The organism is Actinomadura meyerae (genome assembly GCF_900188445.1).
In the GTDB taxonomy this organism is placed as follows: domain Bacteria; phylum Actinomycetota; class Actinomycetes; order Streptosporangiales; family Streptosporangiaceae; genus Spirillospora; species Spirillospora meyerae.
Window position 1 is genome coordinate 26,941 of record NZ_FZOR01000024.1, and the last position, 15,003, is coordinate 41,943.

Annotated in this window: 14 protein-coding genes and 3 tRNA genes; 9 read left to right on the plus strand and 8 right to left on the minus strand. The window is 74.8% G+C overall.

The window, feature by feature from the left end; all coding sequences use genetic code 11:
• Positions 1 to 27: 27 nt before the first annotated feature.
• Positions 28 to 732: a helix-turn-helix domain-containing protein gene (locus CHF16_RS23275; protein ID WP_089328237.1), complete on the minus strand. Its 705-nt coding sequence runs from the start codon at positions 730 to 732 to the stop codon at positions 28 to 30.
• Between the two features lie 124 nt (positions 733 to 856).
• Between CHF16_RS23275 and CHF16_RS23280 the strand changes: the two genes are divergently transcribed.
• The 3 genes from CHF16_RS23280 to CHF16_RS23290 all read left to right on the plus strand — a co-directional run bounded on the left by CHF16_RS23280 (position 857) and on the right by CHF16_RS23290 (position 1,144).
• Positions 857 to 928, plus strand: a tRNA-Gly gene (locus CHF16_RS23280).
• 41 nt (positions 929 to 969) lie between these two features.
• Positions 970 to 1,040: transfer RNA gene (locus CHF16_RS23285), tRNA-Cys, on the plus strand.
• Between the two features lie 32 nt (positions 1,041 to 1,072).
• Positions 1,073 to 1,144: transfer RNA gene (locus tag CHF16_RS23290), tRNA-Val, on the plus strand.
• A gap of 248 nt (positions 1,145 to 1,392) precedes the next feature.
• Here CHF16_RS23290 and CHF16_RS23295 read toward each other — a convergent pair.
• Together CHF16_RS23295 and CHF16_RS23300 are read right to left on the minus strand one after the other, a co-directional pair.
• The gene (locus tag CHF16_RS23295) at positions 1,393 to 1,959 is read right to left on the minus strand and encodes a G5 domain-containing protein (RefSeq protein ID WP_218826792.1); all 567 of its coding nucleotides are present in this window, start codon (positions 1,957 to 1,959) and stop codon (positions 1,393 to 1,395) included.
• A 112-nt stretch (positions 1,960 to 2,071) separates the two neighbouring features.
• On the minus strand, positions 2,072 to 3,187 hold the full coding sequence (locus tag CHF16_RS23300) for a S1 family peptidase (RefSeq protein WP_179271663.1): 1,116 nt from the start codon (positions 3,185 to 3,187) through the stop codon (positions 2,072 to 2,074).
• A gap of 296 nt (positions 3,188 to 3,483) precedes the next feature.
• Here CHF16_RS23300 and CHF16_RS23305 point away from each other — a divergent pair, with 296 nt between their 5' ends.
• Genes CHF16_RS23305 through CHF16_RS23315 form a run of 3 tightly spaced genes read left to right on the plus strand, consistent with a single transcriptional unit; the run spans position 3,484 to position 6,132 of the window.
• Positions 3,484 to 4,377: an SIS domain-containing protein gene (locus CHF16_RS23305; protein ID WP_089328238.1), complete on the plus strand. Its 894-nt coding sequence runs from the start codon at positions 3,484 to 3,486 to the stop codon at positions 4,375 to 4,377.
• Positions 4,374 to 5,297 (plus strand): 1-phosphofructokinase family hexose kinase, encoded by a 924-nt coding sequence (locus tag CHF16_RS23310; protein ID WP_089328239.1) that lies wholly within the window; start codon positions 4,374 to 4,376, stop codon positions 5,295 to 5,297. The genes CHF16_RS23305 and CHF16_RS23310 overlap by 4 nt, the downstream gene beginning before the upstream one ends.
• Positions 5,275 to 6,132 (plus strand): class II fructose-bisphosphate aldolase, encoded by an 858-nt coding sequence (locus CHF16_RS23315; protein WP_089328323.1) that lies wholly within the window; start codon positions 5,275 to 5,277, stop codon positions 6,130 to 6,132. The genes CHF16_RS23310 and CHF16_RS23315 overlap by 23 nt, the downstream gene beginning before the upstream one ends.
• On the opposite strand, the gene CHF16_RS23320 is transcribed toward CHF16_RS23315, so the two are convergent.
• Positions 6,122 to 6,718, minus strand: coding sequence for a dihydrofolate reductase family protein (locus tag CHF16_RS23320; protein ID WP_089328240.1), 597 nt, complete (start codon positions 6,716 to 6,718; stop codon positions 6,122 to 6,124). The two genes, CHF16_RS23315 and CHF16_RS23320, sit on opposite strands and share 11 nt — an antisense overlap.
• Positions 6,719 to 6,963: 245 nt before the next feature.
• On the opposite strand from CHF16_RS23320, the gene CHF16_RS23325 reads away from it, so the two are divergent.
• Positions 6,964 to 8,622 carry an alkaline phosphatase family protein gene (locus CHF16_RS23325; RefSeq protein ID WP_218826793.1) on the plus strand — a complete coding sequence of 553 codons (1,659 nt, stop codon included), beginning with the start codon at positions 6,964 to 6,966 and terminating at the stop codon, positions 8,620 to 8,622.
• Entirely contained in the window at positions 8,571 to 10,199 is a 1,629-nt protein-coding gene (locus tag CHF16_RS23330) for a phospholipid carrier-dependent glycosyltransferase (RefSeq protein WP_218826794.1), read from the plus strand. The genes CHF16_RS23325 and CHF16_RS23330 overlap by 52 nt, the downstream gene beginning before the upstream one ends.
• A 15-nt stretch (positions 10,200 to 10,214) precedes the next feature.
• Here CHF16_RS23330 and CHF16_RS23335 read toward each other — a convergent pair whose 3' ends face one another.
• The 4 genes from CHF16_RS23335 to CHF16_RS23350 form a co-directional block, all read right to left on the minus strand.
• On the minus strand, positions 10,215 to 10,763 hold the full coding sequence (locus CHF16_RS23335; protein WP_089328242.1) for a carboxymuconolactone decarboxylase family protein: 549 nt from the start codon (positions 10,761 to 10,763) through the stop codon (positions 10,215 to 10,217).
• A 57-nt stretch (positions 10,764 to 10,820) separates the two neighbouring features.
• On the minus strand, positions 10,821 to 11,660 hold the full coding sequence (locus CHF16_RS23340) for an SAM-dependent methyltransferase (RefSeq protein ID WP_089328243.1): 840 nt from the start codon (positions 11,658 to 11,660) through the stop codon (positions 10,821 to 10,823).
• A gap of 90 nt (positions 11,661 to 11,750) precedes the next feature.
• Complete coding sequence (locus tag CHF16_RS23345; RefSeq protein ID WP_089328244.1) at positions 11,751 to 13,304, minus strand: FAD-dependent monooxygenase; 1,554 nt, start codon at positions 13,302 to 13,304, stop codon at positions 11,751 to 11,753.
• A 49-nt stretch (positions 13,305 to 13,353) separates the two neighbouring features.
• Positions 13,354 to 13,851, minus strand: a complete 498-nt coding sequence (locus CHF16_RS23350; protein ID WP_089328245.1) for an inorganic diphosphatase — start codon at positions 13,849 to 13,851, stop codon at positions 13,354 to 13,356.
• A gap of 73 nt (positions 13,852 to 13,924) precedes the next feature.
• Between CHF16_RS23350 and CHF16_RS23355 the strand changes: the two genes are divergently transcribed.
• The gene (locus CHF16_RS23355) at positions 13,925 to 14,992 is read left to right on the plus strand and encodes a maleylacetate reductase (protein ID WP_089328246.1); all 1,068 of its coding nucleotides are present in this window, start codon (positions 13,925 to 13,927) and stop codon (positions 14,990 to 14,992) included.
• Positions 14,993 to 15,003: the final 11 nt, after the last annotated feature.

A 15,003-nucleotide genomic window follows, 5' to 3' on the forward strand; every position in this document is an offset into this window, starting at 1 on the left:
CCAACCCGGGACGAAGCGCCCGGCGGATCAGGGCAGCACGCAGCCGAACGAGTCCGCGAGACCCCGGCGGCCCGCCTCCGTCACCGCCAGCGCCCGCCGGGTCGTCCCCCGCTCGAACCAGCCCAGCTCGATCATCCGCTCCGTCAGCGCGGCGCCCAGCGCCCCGTTCAGATGCGGGCGCCGCTCCGTCCAGTCCAGGCACTGCCAGGCGAACCTCCGCCGCGACCGCCGCAGCGCCGCGACGTCCAGGCCCAGCGCGCCGAGACGCTCCTCGCCCTTCTCCGTCACGTCGAACGCGTCCTCGCCGTCGGCCTCGATCAGCCCGCCGTCCAGCAGCGCCGCGAACAGCGCCACCCCCGCCTCGCCCGCCAGATGGTCGTAGCACGTCCGCGCCTCGTGCAGCCGCCGCGCGTCCCGCGACTGGCGCAGGCTCCGCACCCGCACCGGCGGCCCGATCCGCGACAGCGCCTCGATCACCTCCGCGACCTCGCTCCCCCGCAGCCGGTAGTACCGGTGCCGGCCCTGCCGCACCACCGTCACGAAACCCGCGTCCAGCAGCTTCCCCAGATGCGCGCTCGCCGTCTGCGCGCTCACCCCCGCCGCCCGCGCCAGCTCCCCCGCCGCCAGCGGGCGCCCGTCCAGCAGCACCGTCAGCATCACCGCCCGCGCCCGGTCCGCCAGCAACGCCGCGACCGGCGCGAAGTCCACGCTCACGACCCGTTCTGACCCCATGCCACCGACCCTAGGCGACCCACCCTTCGACGCCCGTCGAAGGATCGTCGGCGCCATCCCGGAAACCCGGTTTGGGGAACGGCCTCCAACGCGCTAAAGTCTTCCTCGTCGCCGCAGGGCGCACGCGGAAGTGGCTCAGGGGTAGAGCATCACCTTGCCAAGGTGAGGGTCGCGGGTTCAAATCCCGTCTTCCGCTCTGAGGGGCCTTTCAGGCTATGACCCAGAAGGTCTCATTCTGGTGGAGTGGCCGAGAGGCGAGGCAACGGCCTGCAAAGCCGTGTACACGGGTTCAAATCCCGTCTCCACCTCAACCCGTACCTCCCCCCGGAGGCCACGGAACGGGCGATTAGCTCAGTGGGAGAGCGCTACCTTGACACGGTAGAGGCCACTGGTTCAATCCCAGTATCGCCCACTTCGGAGTGGGAGTGGTGTGCTCGGAGCCTGGGGGGCTCCTCGCCGCCACTCCTTCGTCGTGTTTGCCCGGGGGGCGACCCCCGGACCCCCGATGTGGGGGGCTCCGCCCCCCACGCCCCCCTCCCGGCTTGGGTTTGTGTGGTGCTTCTGGTGTGGGCGGGGTTCTGTCTTCATCGTTGCTCTTTGCGACCGTGAAGTACGTGCCGGTTGCTTTGACGGGCGCGGACGGGTGCGTGCGTCCGGTGGTCAGGTGTCGCAGGCTATTCCGTCGCCGTCTCGGTCCAGGTCGTAGATGTCGGAGCCGACCACGCGGACCGGGCCCTGGACGTAGGCGGGGCCGTTGCCGCTGCCGCCCGCGCAGTCCACGTCGCTCGCGATCGGGACGCACCCGCCGCTGTAGTTCGGGTCGCACGAGCGGGCGCGCTTGGTGCCCACCGCGATGATCCTCGCCACCGGGGCCCTGGTCACCTTCTCGCCGAGCAGTTTGCGGGACGTCTCCTTGCCGCCCGTGTACGTCACCTCGTAAGTCAGCGTCTTCACCCCGGCCGCGCCCTTTCTGCGCACCCGGGTCTTTCCCGCGGCGAGGGCGGAGTCGTTCACCTTGCGGGTCCTGAAGGGGATCTTGCGGGTGGTGGTGATCTTGCGTTTCTCCACGGCCGGGCTTGCGGCGGGGCTCGTGGGAGGGGTGCTGGTGGGGCTGGACGTCGAGGGCGTGCCCGATGCCGCCGCCTCGACGGGGGCGGCGGAATGCGAATCGCAGGCGCCGAGCAGCAGAAGACCGCCGGCCGCCAGGCCGGCAAAAGCACGCTTCATTAATTCCCCCTTTGTTGGAGGAAATCGTGCTGCGTTGCCACTTGCCGGTCAATGTGCGGATTAGTCCGTTTTCGGTCAGGCCGGCCGGTCCTCTTCTGGTGGGGTGGGCGCGTCAGGTGACGGTGGCGCCGAAGACCTCCAGGGCCTCCGTCACCGGCTGGAAGAACGTCACGCCGCCGTTCCGGCAGTCGCCGGAGCCGCCCGAGGTCAGGCCGAGCGCGGTGTCGCCGGCGAAGAGCGGGCCGCCGCTGTCGCCGGGCTCGGCGCAGACGCTGGTCTGGATCATGCCGGTGACGGTGCCCTCCGCGAAGTTCACCGTGGCACCGGTGGCGAGGACGCGGCCGGTGTGCACGCCGGTCGTGCTGCCGCTGCGGGCCACGCGCTGGCCCACGACGGCCTCGCCCGCCTGCGTGATGTCCACGGCCTGCCCGTTGTAGAGGTTCACCGCGCCCTCGGCGCCCTCCTCCGCGCGGACGAGCGCGAAGTCGTTGCCGGGGAAGCTGTTCTGCACGGTGGTGCCGAGCGGCTGCTCGCCCTGCGGGTCGGACGTCCAGTTCTGGACGGCGTTGCCGCAGTGCCCGGCGGTCAGGAAGAACGGCTGCCCGCCCCGCTCGACGTTGAAGCCCAGCGAGCAGCGGGAGTTCTGGCCGAAGATCGGGTCGCCGCCGAGGGCGAGGGTGTGCAGGCGGCCGGGGAAGCGCACCATCCTGACCGCCGTGCCCATCCGCCGGGCGGTGCGCTGGACGGCGTCCATCCGGGTGCCGGTGACCGAGGCGTCCGTCCAGACGGTGACCTTCGAGGTGGCGGGGTCGACGGCCCAGCCGGTGCCGGGGATGTCGGCGAAGGAGCGGCGCAGGTCGGCGGTCACCTGGCGGAGCCGCGCGGGGCTGCGCGACGTCATCTTCGGGACGGCGCCCGCCGCGCGGACGGCGGCGGCGTCGGTCTCGTTCGTGACCGTCACGACCGGCCGTCCCGCCGAGTCGATGTAGGCGCCGGTGGTGCGGTCGCCGAGCCGCTCGGCGACCCGGGCGGCCGTGGCCGCGGCCCGGTCGGTGCCCTGCGTGGCGAGGCGGCCGGCCCGGGCGTCTCCGGCGAGGCTCGCCGGCCGGTCGTCCGAGTCCGACTCGGCGTGCACCACGTACAGCGCGCCGGCCAGGAGCCCGGCGGATCCGGCGGCCGCGGCGGCCGTCGTCACCGCGGTGCGCAGCCGGCTGTTCCTCACGCTCATGAACCCTCCCGGTTCCGGGGCCTGTCGATCTACGCGTGGGGATACGCGGCCCGGCGGGAGGGAGTTCAAATCGTCCGGTCGGCTCTGGTTCGCGCGTGCCGGGTGCCCGCGGCTGCGCGCGGGGCGCTCGGTCCCGTCGCTTTCGCGCAGCGACCTTCAGGGCGAGCTATGGCCTGCTGGGCATACCCGGGTGCCGTGGTGGTGATTTGTGCTTCTTTCTCTTCACTTATGAGCAGAAGTGAGCATAAGCTCTCAGCGCAGACAGCACGTCCCTGGTCGACACGTCAGGAGAATCCATGGCCGGCACCCGCATCACGTCCGAGATCGCCGCGCAGCCGGAGTGCTGGCGGCGGGCCGCCGGGCTGGCGGCGGAGGCCGGGGAGGCGCTGCCGGGCCCCGGGGAGCGGATCGCGGTCGTCGGATGCGGCACCTCGCTGTACATGGCGCAGGCGTACGCGGCGCTGCGGGAACGCGCCGGGCACGGCGAGACCGACGCGTTCGCCGCCTCGGAGATGCCGTCCGGCCGCCGCTACGACCGGGTGCTGGCGCTGACCAGGTCCGGGACGACGACGGAGGTGCTGGAGGTCCTGGACCGCCTCGCCGGCACGGGCGTGCCCACCACCGCGATCACCGCCGACCCCGGCACCCCGGTGTCGGCGAGCGCCGGACGGGTGATCGCGCTGGAGTTCGCCGACGAGGAGTCGGTCGTGCAGACCCGGTTCGCCACCACGCTGCTCGCGCTGCTGCGCGCGCACCTGGGCGAGGACCTCGGCGCCGCGATCGCCGACGCGGAGGCGGCGGTCGCCGGCGCCGTTCCGGACCTGCTCGCCGCCGGGCAGATCACGTTCCTCGGCCGCGGGTGGACGGTCGGCATCGCTCGGGAGGCCGCGCTGAAGATGCGCGAGGCGGCGGGCCTGTGGACGGAGGCATATCCGGCGATGGAGTACCGGCACGGCCCGATCAGCATCACCGGGCCCGGCCGCGCGGTGTGGATGTTCGGCGAGCTGCCGGACGGCCTCGCCGGAGACATCACCGCGACCGGCGGGACGCTGCGCACGTCCGCCGCCGACCCGATGGCCGACCTGATCCGGGCGCAGCGGCTCGCGGTGGCGATGGCGGAGGCGGCGGGGCTGGATCCCGAGCGCCCCCGGCACCTGACCCGGTCGGTGGTCCTGGGCGCCGACGGATGATCGTCACGGTCACGCTGAACGCGGCGCTGGACGACACCTACGAGGTTCCGGACGCGCGGCCCGGCGAGGTCAACCGGGTGGCGGCGGTGCACCGCAGGCCCGGCGGCAAGGGCGTCAACGTCGCCCGGGTCCTGCACGGCCTCGGCCACGAGGTGGTCGCGACCGGGCTGGTGGGCGGCGCGGCGGGCCGGCGGATCGAGGACGGGCTCGCCGCGTCCGGGGTGCCCGCCGCGTTCAGCCCGGTGGCCGCGGAGTCGCGCCGGACGGTCACGATCGTCGGCCCCGAGGTGACGATGTACTGCGAGCCGGGCCCCCTCGTGACCGATGTGGAGTGGCGGGCGTTCCTCGGCCGCTACGACGCCCTCGCGGCGGACGCGGCCGTGGTCGTCCTGTCGGGGAGCCTGCCGCCGGGCGTCCCGCCGGACGCGTACGCCGAGCTGGCCCGGCGCGCTCCCGGCCCGGTGGTCCTGGACGCCGACGGGGAGGCGCTGCGGCTCGGGGTCGCGGGGCGTCCCGACGTGGTGAAGCCGAACGCGGCGGAGCTGGCCCGGGCGAGCGGCACCGGCGACACCGCCGAAGGCGTGCGGGCGCTGCGCGCGGCGGGCGCCGGCGCGGTCGTCGCCTCCCTCGGCCCGGACGGCGTCCTCGCCGACACCCCGGACGGGGTGCTGCGCACCTCCCTCGACCGGCCGGAGCCGGGCAACCCGACCGGTGCGGGCGACGCGCTCGTGGCCGCGCTGGCGGCGGGCCTGGCGGGCGGCGTGCCGTGGCCGGACCGGCTGCGCCGCGCGGTCGCGCTGGCCGCCTGCGCGGTCCGCTCCCCCGTCGCCGGCGAGCTCGACGCCGCCGCCCTCCCCGCGCTCCTCGCGCGCGTCACCCTCCGATCCGAGGAGAGCCATGCCGCTCGTCCCCATGAGTGAGGCCGTCCCCGCGCGGGGGCGCGGCCTCGGCGCGTTCAACGTGATCCAGCTGGAGCACGCCGAGGCGATCGTCGCCGGCGCGGAGCGGGCGGGCGCGCCCGTGGTGCTCCAGGTCAGCGAGAACTGCGCCGCCTACCACGGCGCGCTCGCGCCGATCGCGCAGGCCGTGCTCGCGGTCGGGCGCGCCGCCGCCGTGCCGGTGGTGGCGCATCTGGACCACGCGACGTCGGCCGAACTGGTCGCCGAGGCCGTCGAGCTGGGGTTCGGGTCGGTGATGTTCGACGCGTCCCGGCTCCACCACGACGCGAACGTGGCCGCCACCGCCGAGGTCGCGGCGCGCTGCCACGCGGCCGGGGTGTGGGTGGAGGCGGAGCTCGGTGAGATCGGCGGCAAGGACGGCGTGCACGCCCCGCACGCCCGCACCGACCCCGGCGAGGCCGCCGGCTACGTGGCCGCGACGGGCGTGGACGCCCTCGCCGTCGCGGTCGGCACGTCGCACGCGATGCTCACCCGCGACACCGTCCTGGACCTGCCGCTCATCGCCCGGCTGGCGGCGGCGGTGCCCGTCCCGCTGGTGCTGCACGGATCGTCGGGCGTGCCCGACGGCGCGCTCGGCGCGGCCGTCGCGCACGGCATGACGAAGATCAACGTCGCGACGCAGCTCAACAAGGTCTACACCGCCGCCGTCCGCGACCGGCTCGGCGCCGACCCGGCCCTGGTGGACCCGCGCCGCTACCTCGCCGCCGGGCGGGAGGCCGTCGCCGCCGAGGTCGCCCGGCTGCTCGCGGTGATCCGGGCGGCCGGCCCGGCGGGAGCGGAGGCCGCTACCGGTTGAGCCGGTAGGTCACGTGGGCGACCAGGTCGGTGTGCGAGACCGCGACCGGTTCCAGGGGCAGGTCGCCGACGTCCGCGAAGAGGCGCTCACCCGCGCCGAGCACGACCGGCGCGATGTGCAGCCGCAGCTCGTCGATCAGCCCGGCCGCGAGGTACTGGTTCACGGTCTGCGCACCACCGGCCACCGCGATGTCCTGGTCCCCGGCGGCCTCCCGCGCCCGCCGCATGGCGGCCTCGATGCCGTCGGTGACGAAGTGGAACGTGGTGCCGCCCTTCATCGTCACGCTCTCGCGCGGGTGGTGGGTCAGGACGAACACGGGCGCGTGGTAGGGCGGCTCCTCGCCCCACCAGCCGGTCCAGTCCGAGTCGCCCCAGGTGCCGCGCACCGGGCCGAACATGTTGCGGCCCATGATGAACGCGCCGGCCGCCGTGATCTTCTCGATGACCTCCGCGTTGGCCTCGGGCTGCTCGAACATCCACCGGTGCAGCCGCTCGGCGCCGTCGCCGAGCGGCTCCTCCAGCCGCTGGTTCGGGCCGGCGACGAAGCCGTCCACGGAGATGCCGATGTCGCAGGTGACCAGTCCCATGGCTCTGCCCTTCCGCCGGGGCGCCCCGCTGGCGCCGCTCACCAGGAGATCGGAGCCGCCTCCGGGTTCTCGACATCCCCCGGGCAAAGAATCCTCCCGTTCGGAGAAGTCGTCCGCCCCGGCACGATCCGGGCCGGGGAGGGTTGAACCGGCGGGCTCCGGGCGGACGTGCTGTTGGTGTCGCGTACACGGCCGGGACCGAGCCCTGGGAGGACGAGCTGACCACCGATAGCCGCGCGAAGCGGGTGACAGACGAGACCGCGCAGGACGCCGTGCCCGAGGGCCCCGAGGAGCCGGAGGGGCGGCGCCGGCGGGTCGCGGCGCGGGCGGTGACCTGCGCGGCCTTCCTGCTGGTGCTGGTCGCGCTGATCATCCCGGCGGAGTACGCCCGGCTGGCGCCCGGCGCGTTCGTGCGCGTGCCGATCGAGGGCGTGCTCGGCGTCGCCCTGATCCTCGTGGTCCCGGCGCGGGCGAGACGGTACACGGCGGGGACGGCGGGGGCCGTCCTCGGGCTGGTGTTCGTGCTGAAGGTGTTCGACATCGGGTTCGACGCGGTGCTCGTCCGGCCGTTCGACCTGGTGCTGGACTGGCCGCTGCTGCGTCCGGCGGTGGAGTTCGTGGGCGAGTCGGCCGGGACCGCGGGTGCCGTCGCGGCGGCCGTCCTCGCGGTCGTGCTGGCGGCCGGGGTGGTGGCGCTGATGTCGCTCTCGGCGCTGCGGCTCGGCCGCGCCGCGGTCGGGCACCGCCGGGCGGCGGCGCGCGCGGCGGCGGTCCTGGGCGTGGTCTGGGTGGTGTGCGCCGTGCTCGGCGCGCAGCTCGTGGACGGGGTGCCGGTCGCGTCCAGGAGCGCGGCGGTGCTCGCCTACGACCACGCGCGGCAGGTGCGGGAGAGCCTGAACGACCGGGAGGAGTTCGCGAAGGCCGCCGCCGTGGACAGGTTCCGCGACGTCCCCGACGCCAAGCTGCTGACCGGGCTGCGCGGCAAGGACGTGGTGCTGGCGTTCGTGGAGAGCTACGGGCGCTCGGCCGTGGAGAGCCCGCAGTACGCGCCGCAGGTCGGCGCCGTCCTGGACCAGGGGTCGGAGCGGCTCCGCAAGGCCGGGTTCGGCGCCCGCAGCGGCTGGCTCACCTCGTCCACGGCGGGCGGCGGGAGCTGGCTCGCGCACGCGACCCTGCTGTCCGGCCTGTGGGTCGACAACCAGCAGCGGTACCGGACGCTCGTGAACAGCGACCGGCTGACGCTGAACCGGGCGTTCCACCGAGCGGACGCCCGGACGGTCGCGCTGATGCCGGCGATCACCCGGGCGTGGCCGGAGGGCGGGTTCTTCGGCTACGACAAGGTGTACGACGACCGGAACCTCGGGTACCGCGGCCCCCGGTTCAGCTTCGCGACCATGCCGGACCAGTACACGCTGTCGACCCTGCAGCGCACCGAGCTGGCGCGTGAGGACCGTCCCCCGGTGATGGCGGAGACGGCGCTGGTGTCGAGCCACGCGCCGTGGGCCTCGATCCCGCGGCTGGTCCCGTGGGAGCAGGTCGGGGACGGTTCGGTCTTCGCCGGGATGGGCAAGGGGTATGACGCGCCGTGGCCCGCGGGCGGCCGGATCCGCACCGAGTACCGCAAGTCGATCGAGTACACGCTGAGCACGCTCGTGTCGTACGTGGAGACCTACGGCACCGACCGGACGGTGCTGGTGTTCCTCGGCGACCACCAGCCCGCGCCGCTGATCACGGGTCCGGGCGCGAGCCGGGACGTGCCGATCACGATCGTCGCGAAGGACAGGGCCGTACTGGACAGGATCTCGGGATGGAACTGGCAGGACGGGCTGCGCCCCGGCAAGGACGCACCGGTGTGGCCGATGAGCGCCTTCCGGGACCGCTTCCTCACCGCGTTCGGCGGCTGATCCTCCTCGCGGCCGCCGTCGCGGCGCTGCTGGCGCAGATGGCGGCGGCGATGGTCACCGCGGCCGTCCAGCAGTCCCCGACCATCGACGAGCCCGTCTACATCGGCACGGGCACCGTCTACCTGCGCGAGCACGTCCTGCGGTACAACCCGGAGCATCCGCCGCTCGGCAAGCTGCTCATCGGCGCGGGCGCGGTGCTCGGCGGCGCCCGTCCCGGCCCGTCCTTCAGCGGCGACCAGCAAGAGGTCGGACGGCACGTCCTGTACGAATCGGGCGGCGACGCGCAGCGGGTGCTGCTGGCGGCGCGGCTGCCGGTCGTCCTGCTGACGCTGCTGTTCGGGCTGGTGGTCTTCGCGTTCGCCCGCGACCTCGCGGGCCCGGCCGGGGGCGTGGCGGCGCTCGCCCTCTACGCGTTCTCCCCCGGCGTCATCGCGCACGGGTCGCTGGCCACCCTCGACGTCCCGGCGGCCGGGCTGCTGCTGACCTCGGTGTGGCTGGCGTGGCGGGCGCGGTGGCGGCCGAGGCTGTGCGCACCGCTCGCCGGGGTGGCGCTCGGCGCGGCCGTCGCGACGAAGATGAGCGCGCTGCCCGCCGTGCCGGTGGTGCTGGTGCTGGTCGCGCTGTCGGTGTGGTGGTCGCGGGGTCGGCGGCCGGTCCGTGCGGGAGTGGTGGCGGCGGGCGGTGCGGCCGCGCTGGTGGTCGCGGTGGTGTGGGCCGGCTACCTGGCCGTCGATCCGCGCCTGCGCTGGACTGCGCCCGCCGATCTGCCCGCCATCGGCGGGCTGCGCGGGCTCGCCGTCGATCTGCTGCCGTTCCCGAGGCCGTTCCGGGACGGGATGCGCGTCCAGTTCGGCTTCGAGGACCTGGCCTGGACGAGCTTCCTGTTCGGCGACACCTACCGTGGCTCGCGCTGGTACTACCTGCCCGCCGCGCTGCTGGTGAAGACGCCGCTCGGGACGCTCGCCCTGTGGGCCGCGGGGGCGGCGGCGGTGGCGGCGCTGCCCCGGCTGCGGCCCGCCGCGCCGTACGTCCTCGTGCTCCCGGCCGTGCTGCTGGCGGTGGCGATGACCGGCGCCCGCGACCTCGGCGTCCGGTACGTGATCTTCCTGCCGATGTTCCTGGCGGTGGCGGCGGCCGGGGTGGTCGCCGTCCGGCGGCGGTGGGCGACGGTGGTCGCGGCGGCGCTCGTGCTGTTCGTCGCGGTCAGCTCGCTGCGCGCCTTCCCGTACTACCTGCCGTACTCCAACGAGGCGTTCGGCGGCCCGGCCGGGACGCACCGGTACCTGCACGACTCCAACGTCGACTGGGGCCAGGACCTCGGGCGGCTCGCCGACCGCCTCCGCGACCGCTACCCCGGCGAGCCGGTGTGGCTCGCCTACAAGGGCAGCGGTGTCCCGTCGTACTACGGCATCCGCGCGTCCGACCCGCTCACCGCGCCCCCGGAGCGGGTGCGCGGCCTGCTGGCCGTCTCGGACAGCTGGATCGCCAAGGCCGACCCGCGGCTGGTCCCGCTGATCGCCTCCAGCGAGCCGGTGGACGAGGTCGGCCACTCCATCACGATCTTCCGCCGGCCCTGACCCGGCGGCCGGGTCTCAGCGCGGGCCCGCGGCGGCCCCGTAGCCCTGGGCGACGAGCCGCTCGGCCATCCGCGCATAGGCGGCCGGGTCCTCGGGGGCGCTCGTCCCGAGGCCGTCGACGTACCGGTTGTACATGCAGAAGGCGGCGGCGATGAGCACGGTGTCGTGGATTTCGACGTCGGTGGCGCCGGCGTCCCGCGCGGCGGCGACGTGCTCCGCGCCGACCTCCTTACCCCCGCGCCGGACGGCTGCGGCGATGGCGAGCAGGGCCCGCAGCTTGGGCGAGACGGGTGCCGTCTCCGGGTCCGCGTGGACCTGCTGGACGAGCGTCATCCCGCCGGGCAGCTGCGCGGCGGCGCACGCGCCGTGCGAGGACGCGCAGAACCGGCAGCCGTTCAGCTCGGACACGTAGGCGGCGATCAGCTCCCGCTCGCCGGGCGGCAGGGGGCTCGGGCCGCGCAGCAGCGCCTCGGCGAGCGCGCTCAGCGGCCCGCCGGTCTCCGGCCGGAACCGCAGCAGGGACGGCAGCCCGGGGATGTCGTCGTCCAGTTCGATATGCGCCAAGGACCGCCTCCGGGGACATGATGTCGGGCAAGTCCCCCGATCTTCGTACGAAGCCGGTCAGGCGGCCAGTTTTCTCGCCACTCCACAAAAGGTCATGGTCTCCTGCGGCTCGCCCCACGGGTTGGGCTCGGGCCGCCACCGGGAGCACGACACGACGCCGGGCTCCAGCAGCTCCAGGCCGTCGAACAGCGCCTCGATCTCGGCGGCGGTCCGGGCCTTGAGCGGGTGGGGTGTGCCGCTCTCGTTCCACGCCTTGACGGCGGTGTGCGTGACGTCCACGTCCAGGCAGGCGTGGGACAGCGCCACGAAGCTGCCGGGGGCGAGCGCGCCGACGAGCCGGTCCAGGATGGCGCGAGCCTCGCCGTCGTCGGTGATGAGGTGCAGCAGCGCGAGCATCATCAGCGCGACCGGGCGGTCGAAGTCGATCGTCGCGGCGGCCCCGGCGAGGATGCGGTCCGGGTCGCGGACGTCGGCGTCGATGTAGTCGGTCGCGCCCTCCGGCGAGCTGGTGAGCAGGGCCCGCGCGTGGGCCAGTACGAGCGGGTCGTTGTCGACGTAGACGATCCGGGAGTCCGGCGCGACCCGCTGCGCGATCTCGTGGGTGTTGTCGGCGGTCGGGAGCCCGGTGCCGATGTCGAGGAACTGCCGCACGCCCTCCTCGCCCGCCAGGTGGCGGACGCAGCGGCCGAGGAACAGCCGGTCGGTGCGGGCGGCGCCGACGATGCCGGGGACCTGCCGGGCGACCGCCTCGCCGGCCATGCGGTCCACCTCGTAGTGGTCCTTGCCGCCGAGCCAGTAGTCCCAGACGCGCGCCGACACCGGGCGGTCCGCGCGGATCCCGTCCTCCGCGCCCTCCCTGCCACTCTCCCTGCCGCTCTGCCTGTCGGCGGTGCCCATGCGTTCTCACCTCCGGTCGGCCGCCGGGACGCGTCCGCCCCGGGACGACCGACGCTACACGGCGGCGAAGGAGGCCACGGGTGACGTCGGTCACGCCCGTCCGCAGGCGCGGCGCACGGCGGCGGCCACGGCCGCGGGAGTGCCGCCGGGCAGGACGGCGGCGAGGTGCCCGTCCGGGCGGATGACGTGGACCGTGTCCGGGCCCGCCCGCAGGGCCTCCCGCAGCGCCCCCTCGGTGTCGATCTCGTCCAGCGCGTAGCTGTCGCACGGGATGCCTTCGGGCGGCTCCACGGCGGTGGGGCCGAGGAGCACGAACCGGGTGCCGAAGAGGCGGCGCAGGCGGGTGCGCCCGCCGCGCGCGGTGCACGGGCCGTCCGGGCACAGCACCCCCGGCACCGGCGGGCGGGGCGCGCCCGGCTCGCGCGGGAAGCCGTCCACCGGGCCGGACGGGGTCGTGAGCGGCGAGTCCAGGTACCAGAACGGCTCGGCGAGCCGGCCGGAGTCGATGATCGCGCGGGGGTCGGGGTGGGTCCGGGCCCGCTCCAGCGACTCCAGGCGGTGCGCCCGCTGCGCCGGAGTCTGCGGGACGAGGAACTCCATCGTCCGGGTGGTGACGCGCAGGTTCTCCAGCGCGGCGGCGCGGCGTTCGAGGTCGTAGCTGCGCAGCAGCTCCGGCGGCGCCCAGCCGTGCCGGACGAACGCGAGCTTCCAGGCCAGGTTCTCCGCGTCCTGGACGCCGGAGTTCAGCCCGCGGGCCCCGAACGGCGCGTACAGGTGGGCGGCGTCGCCGGCCAGGAACGCGCGGCCGGACGCGAACGTCTCGGCGCACCGCTCGTGGAACCGGTACACCGTGGCCCACACGATCTCGTACGGGAGGTCCCCGGTGATCTTGCGGATGCGGGCGTCGAGCGCGCCGGACGTCCGCTCGGCGTCCAGGTCGAGGTCGGCGGGCACCTGCCAGTCGATGCGCCACGTCCCGTCCGGGCACTGGTGGACGAGGACCTGCCTCCCGGGGTTCCACTCGGGGTCGAAGTAGAACCGCCGCTCGCTCGGGAACGGCAGCTCGGCCCGGATGTCGCAGATGAGGAACCTGTCGGCGAACGTGCGGCCGGGGAAGCCGATGCCGAGCAGCTCCCGGACCGCGCCGTGGCCGCCGTCCGCGCCGACCAGGTGCGTCCCGCGCACCGTCGCGGCGCCCGCGTCGGCCTCGACGCCGTCCGCGTCCTGGCGCACGGCGCGGACCCGGTGCCCGTAGCGGACCTCGACCAGCGGCTCGGCGGCGGCGAGGTCGCGCAGGTACGCCTCCACCTCGGCCTGCGAGATGTTGATCCACGGCGGGACCTCGCCGCTCCCGGCATCGGGGAAGGTGACGGCGAACAGCTCGTCGCCGCGGTGGTAGGTGCGGCCGGTCGTCCAGGTCACGCCGCGGGCGATCATCCGCTCGGCGCAGCCGGCGCGGTCGAGGACGTCCAGCACGTCCCGCTGGAAGCAGATCGCCCGCGATCCGGAGGGGTCGCGGCGCGCGGCGGCCTCCAGCACCACGCTCGGTACCCCGTGCCGGGCCAGCAGCAGCGCCGCGACCAGGCCGACCGGCCCGGCGCCGACGACCACGACCGGTTCCGCGGCGGAGCCCACACCGTCCATCGTGCGCCGCGCCTCCCCTCCGGGTGAAGGCTTGCCGGTGAGGGCCCGGTCAGGCCGTCGGGCTGCCCGTGGCCCGCGCGCGGTCGACGGCCTCGGTGATCGTCCGGTCGGCGACCCGCCGGTCCTGCCAGCCGCGCACGTCCGCGTCCTTGCCCGGCTCCAGGCTCTTGTAGATGTCGAAGAAGTGCGCGATCTCGTCGAGGATGTGCTCGTGCACGTCCCGCAGGTCGCGGATGTCCTGGTAGCGGACGTCCCGCGACGGGACGGTCAGGATCTTCGCGTCGGGCCCCTTCTCGTCGTGCATCCAGAAGACCCCGATGCTGCGGACGGTGATCTGGCAGCCGGGGAACGTGGGCTCCTCCAGCAGCACCATCGCGTCCAGCGGGTCGCCGTCCTCCGCGCAGGTGTCCGGGATGTAGCCGTAGTCGTGCGGGTACCGGGTCGCGGTGAACAGCATCCGGTCGAGGCGGATCCGGCCCAGCCGGTGGTCCATCTCGTACTTGTTGCGCGATCCCCCGGGGATCTCGACGACCATTTCGATCTCCATGCGTACCTCCCCCGTCCCATCCCTACCCCATCGGGGCGCCGGCGGGGCGCACCCCGGCCGTAGAGTTCCGGACATGGACGCGCTCCGCTTCACCTACCGGCCGCTGCCCGTGCGGGTCGTCTTCGGCGCGGGCGTGCTCGCCGAGCTGCCCGCCGAGGTGGACGCGCTGGGCCTGTCGCGGGTGCTCGTGCTGGCGACGCCGGGGCGGCGCGCGGACGCCGAAGGGGTCGCGGCGGCGCTCGGCGGCCGGCTGGCCGGTGTGCACGCCGGAGCGGTGATGCACGTGCCGGCGGACGCCGCGGCGGAGGCGGGCCGGGTCGCCGCGGCGGCCGGGGCGGACGGGCTGGTCGCGTTCGGCGGCGGGTCGGCCGTCGGCCTGGCCAAGGCGGTCGCGAAGGAGACGGGCCTGCCGATCGCGGCCGTCCCCACCACCTACTCCGGGTCGGAGATGACGCCGGTGTGGGGCATGACGGAGGACGGCGTGAAGCGCACCGGCCGCGACGAGCGCGTGCTGGCCCGGACGGTGCTCTACGACCCGTCCCTGACGCTGGGCCTGCCGCCCGCGGTGTCGGCTGCGTCGGCGATGAACGCGGCGGCGCACGCCGTCGAGGCGCTCTACGCCCCCGACGCGTCGCCGGTGGTGTCGCTGATGGCGGAGGAGGCCGTCCGGGTGCTGGCGGAGGCGCTGCCGGAGGTCGTGCGGGAGCCCGGCGCGCTGCCCGCCCGCACCCGCGCGCTGTACGGGGCGTGGCTGGGCGGCACCTGCCTCAGCGCGACGACGATGGGCCTGCACCACAGGCTGTGCCACATCCTCGGGGGTTCGCTGAACCTCCCGCACGCCGAGACCCACACCGTCCTGCTGCCGCACGCCCTCGCCTACAACGCCCCGGCCGCGCCGGACGCCGTGCGGGCCTTGAGCCGGGCTCTGGGAGGCGACGACCCGGCACGCGCGCTGTGGGAGCTGTCCGGTTCGCTGGGCCTGCCGCGTTCCCTCAAGGACCTCGGCGCCGACCCCGCACACCTGGACGACGTGGTCGCGCGGGCCGCCGCCGGAGGCTTCGCGAACCCGCGTCCGGTGGAGGAGGCGGGCCTGCGGGTGCTGCTCGGCAACGCCTGGGAGGGCCGCCCGCCGGGCGCCTAGTGCGCGGCGGT

What these genes read in the sequence shown, in the direction of transcription:
- CHF16_RS23275 (WP_089328237.1), bottom strand. Translation starts at nt 732, where the DNA reads ATGGGGTCAGAACGGGTCGTGAGCGTGGACTTCGCGCCGGTCGCGGCG.
- CHF16_RS23295 (WP_218826792.1), bottom strand. Translation starts at nt 1,959, where the DNA reads ATGAAGCGTGCTTTTGCCGGCCTGGCGGCCGGCGGTCTTCTGCTGCTC.
- CHF16_RS23300 (WP_179271663.1), bottom strand. Translation starts at nt 3,187, where the DNA reads ATGAGCGTGAGGAACAGCCGGCTGCGCACCGCGGTGACGACGGCCGCC.
- CHF16_RS23305 (WP_089328238.1), top strand. Translation starts at nt 3,484, where the DNA reads ATGGCCGGCACCCGCATCACGTCCGAGATCGCCGCGCAGCCGGAGTGC.
- CHF16_RS23310 (WP_089328239.1), top strand. Translation starts at nt 4,374, where the DNA reads ATGATCGTCACGGTCACGCTGAACGCGGCGCTGGACGACACCTACGAG.
- CHF16_RS23315 (WP_089328323.1), top strand. Translation starts at nt 5,275, where the DNA reads ATGCCGCTCGTCCCCATGAGTGAGGCCGTCCCCGCGCGGGGGCGCGGC.
- CHF16_RS23320 (WP_089328240.1), bottom strand. Translation starts at nt 6,718, where the DNA reads ATGGGACTGGTCACCTGCGACATCGGCATCTCCGTGGACGGCTTCGTC.
- CHF16_RS23340 (WP_089328243.1), bottom strand. Translation starts at nt 11,660, where the DNA reads ATGGGCACCGCCGACAGGCAGAGCGGCAGGGAGAGTGGCAGGGAGGGC.
- CHF16_RS23345 (WP_089328244.1), bottom strand. Translation starts at nt 13,304, where the DNA reads ATGGACGGTGTGGGCTCCGCCGCGGAACCGGTCGTGGTCGTCGGCGCC.
- CHF16_RS23350 (WP_089328245.1), bottom strand. Translation starts at nt 13,851, where the DNA reads ATGGAGATCGAAATGGTCGTCGAGATCCCCGGGGGATCGCGCAACAAG.
- CHF16_RS23355 (WP_089328246.1), top strand. Translation starts at nt 13,925, where the DNA reads ATGGACGCGCTCCGCTTCACCTACCGGCCGCTGCCCGTGCGGGTCGTC.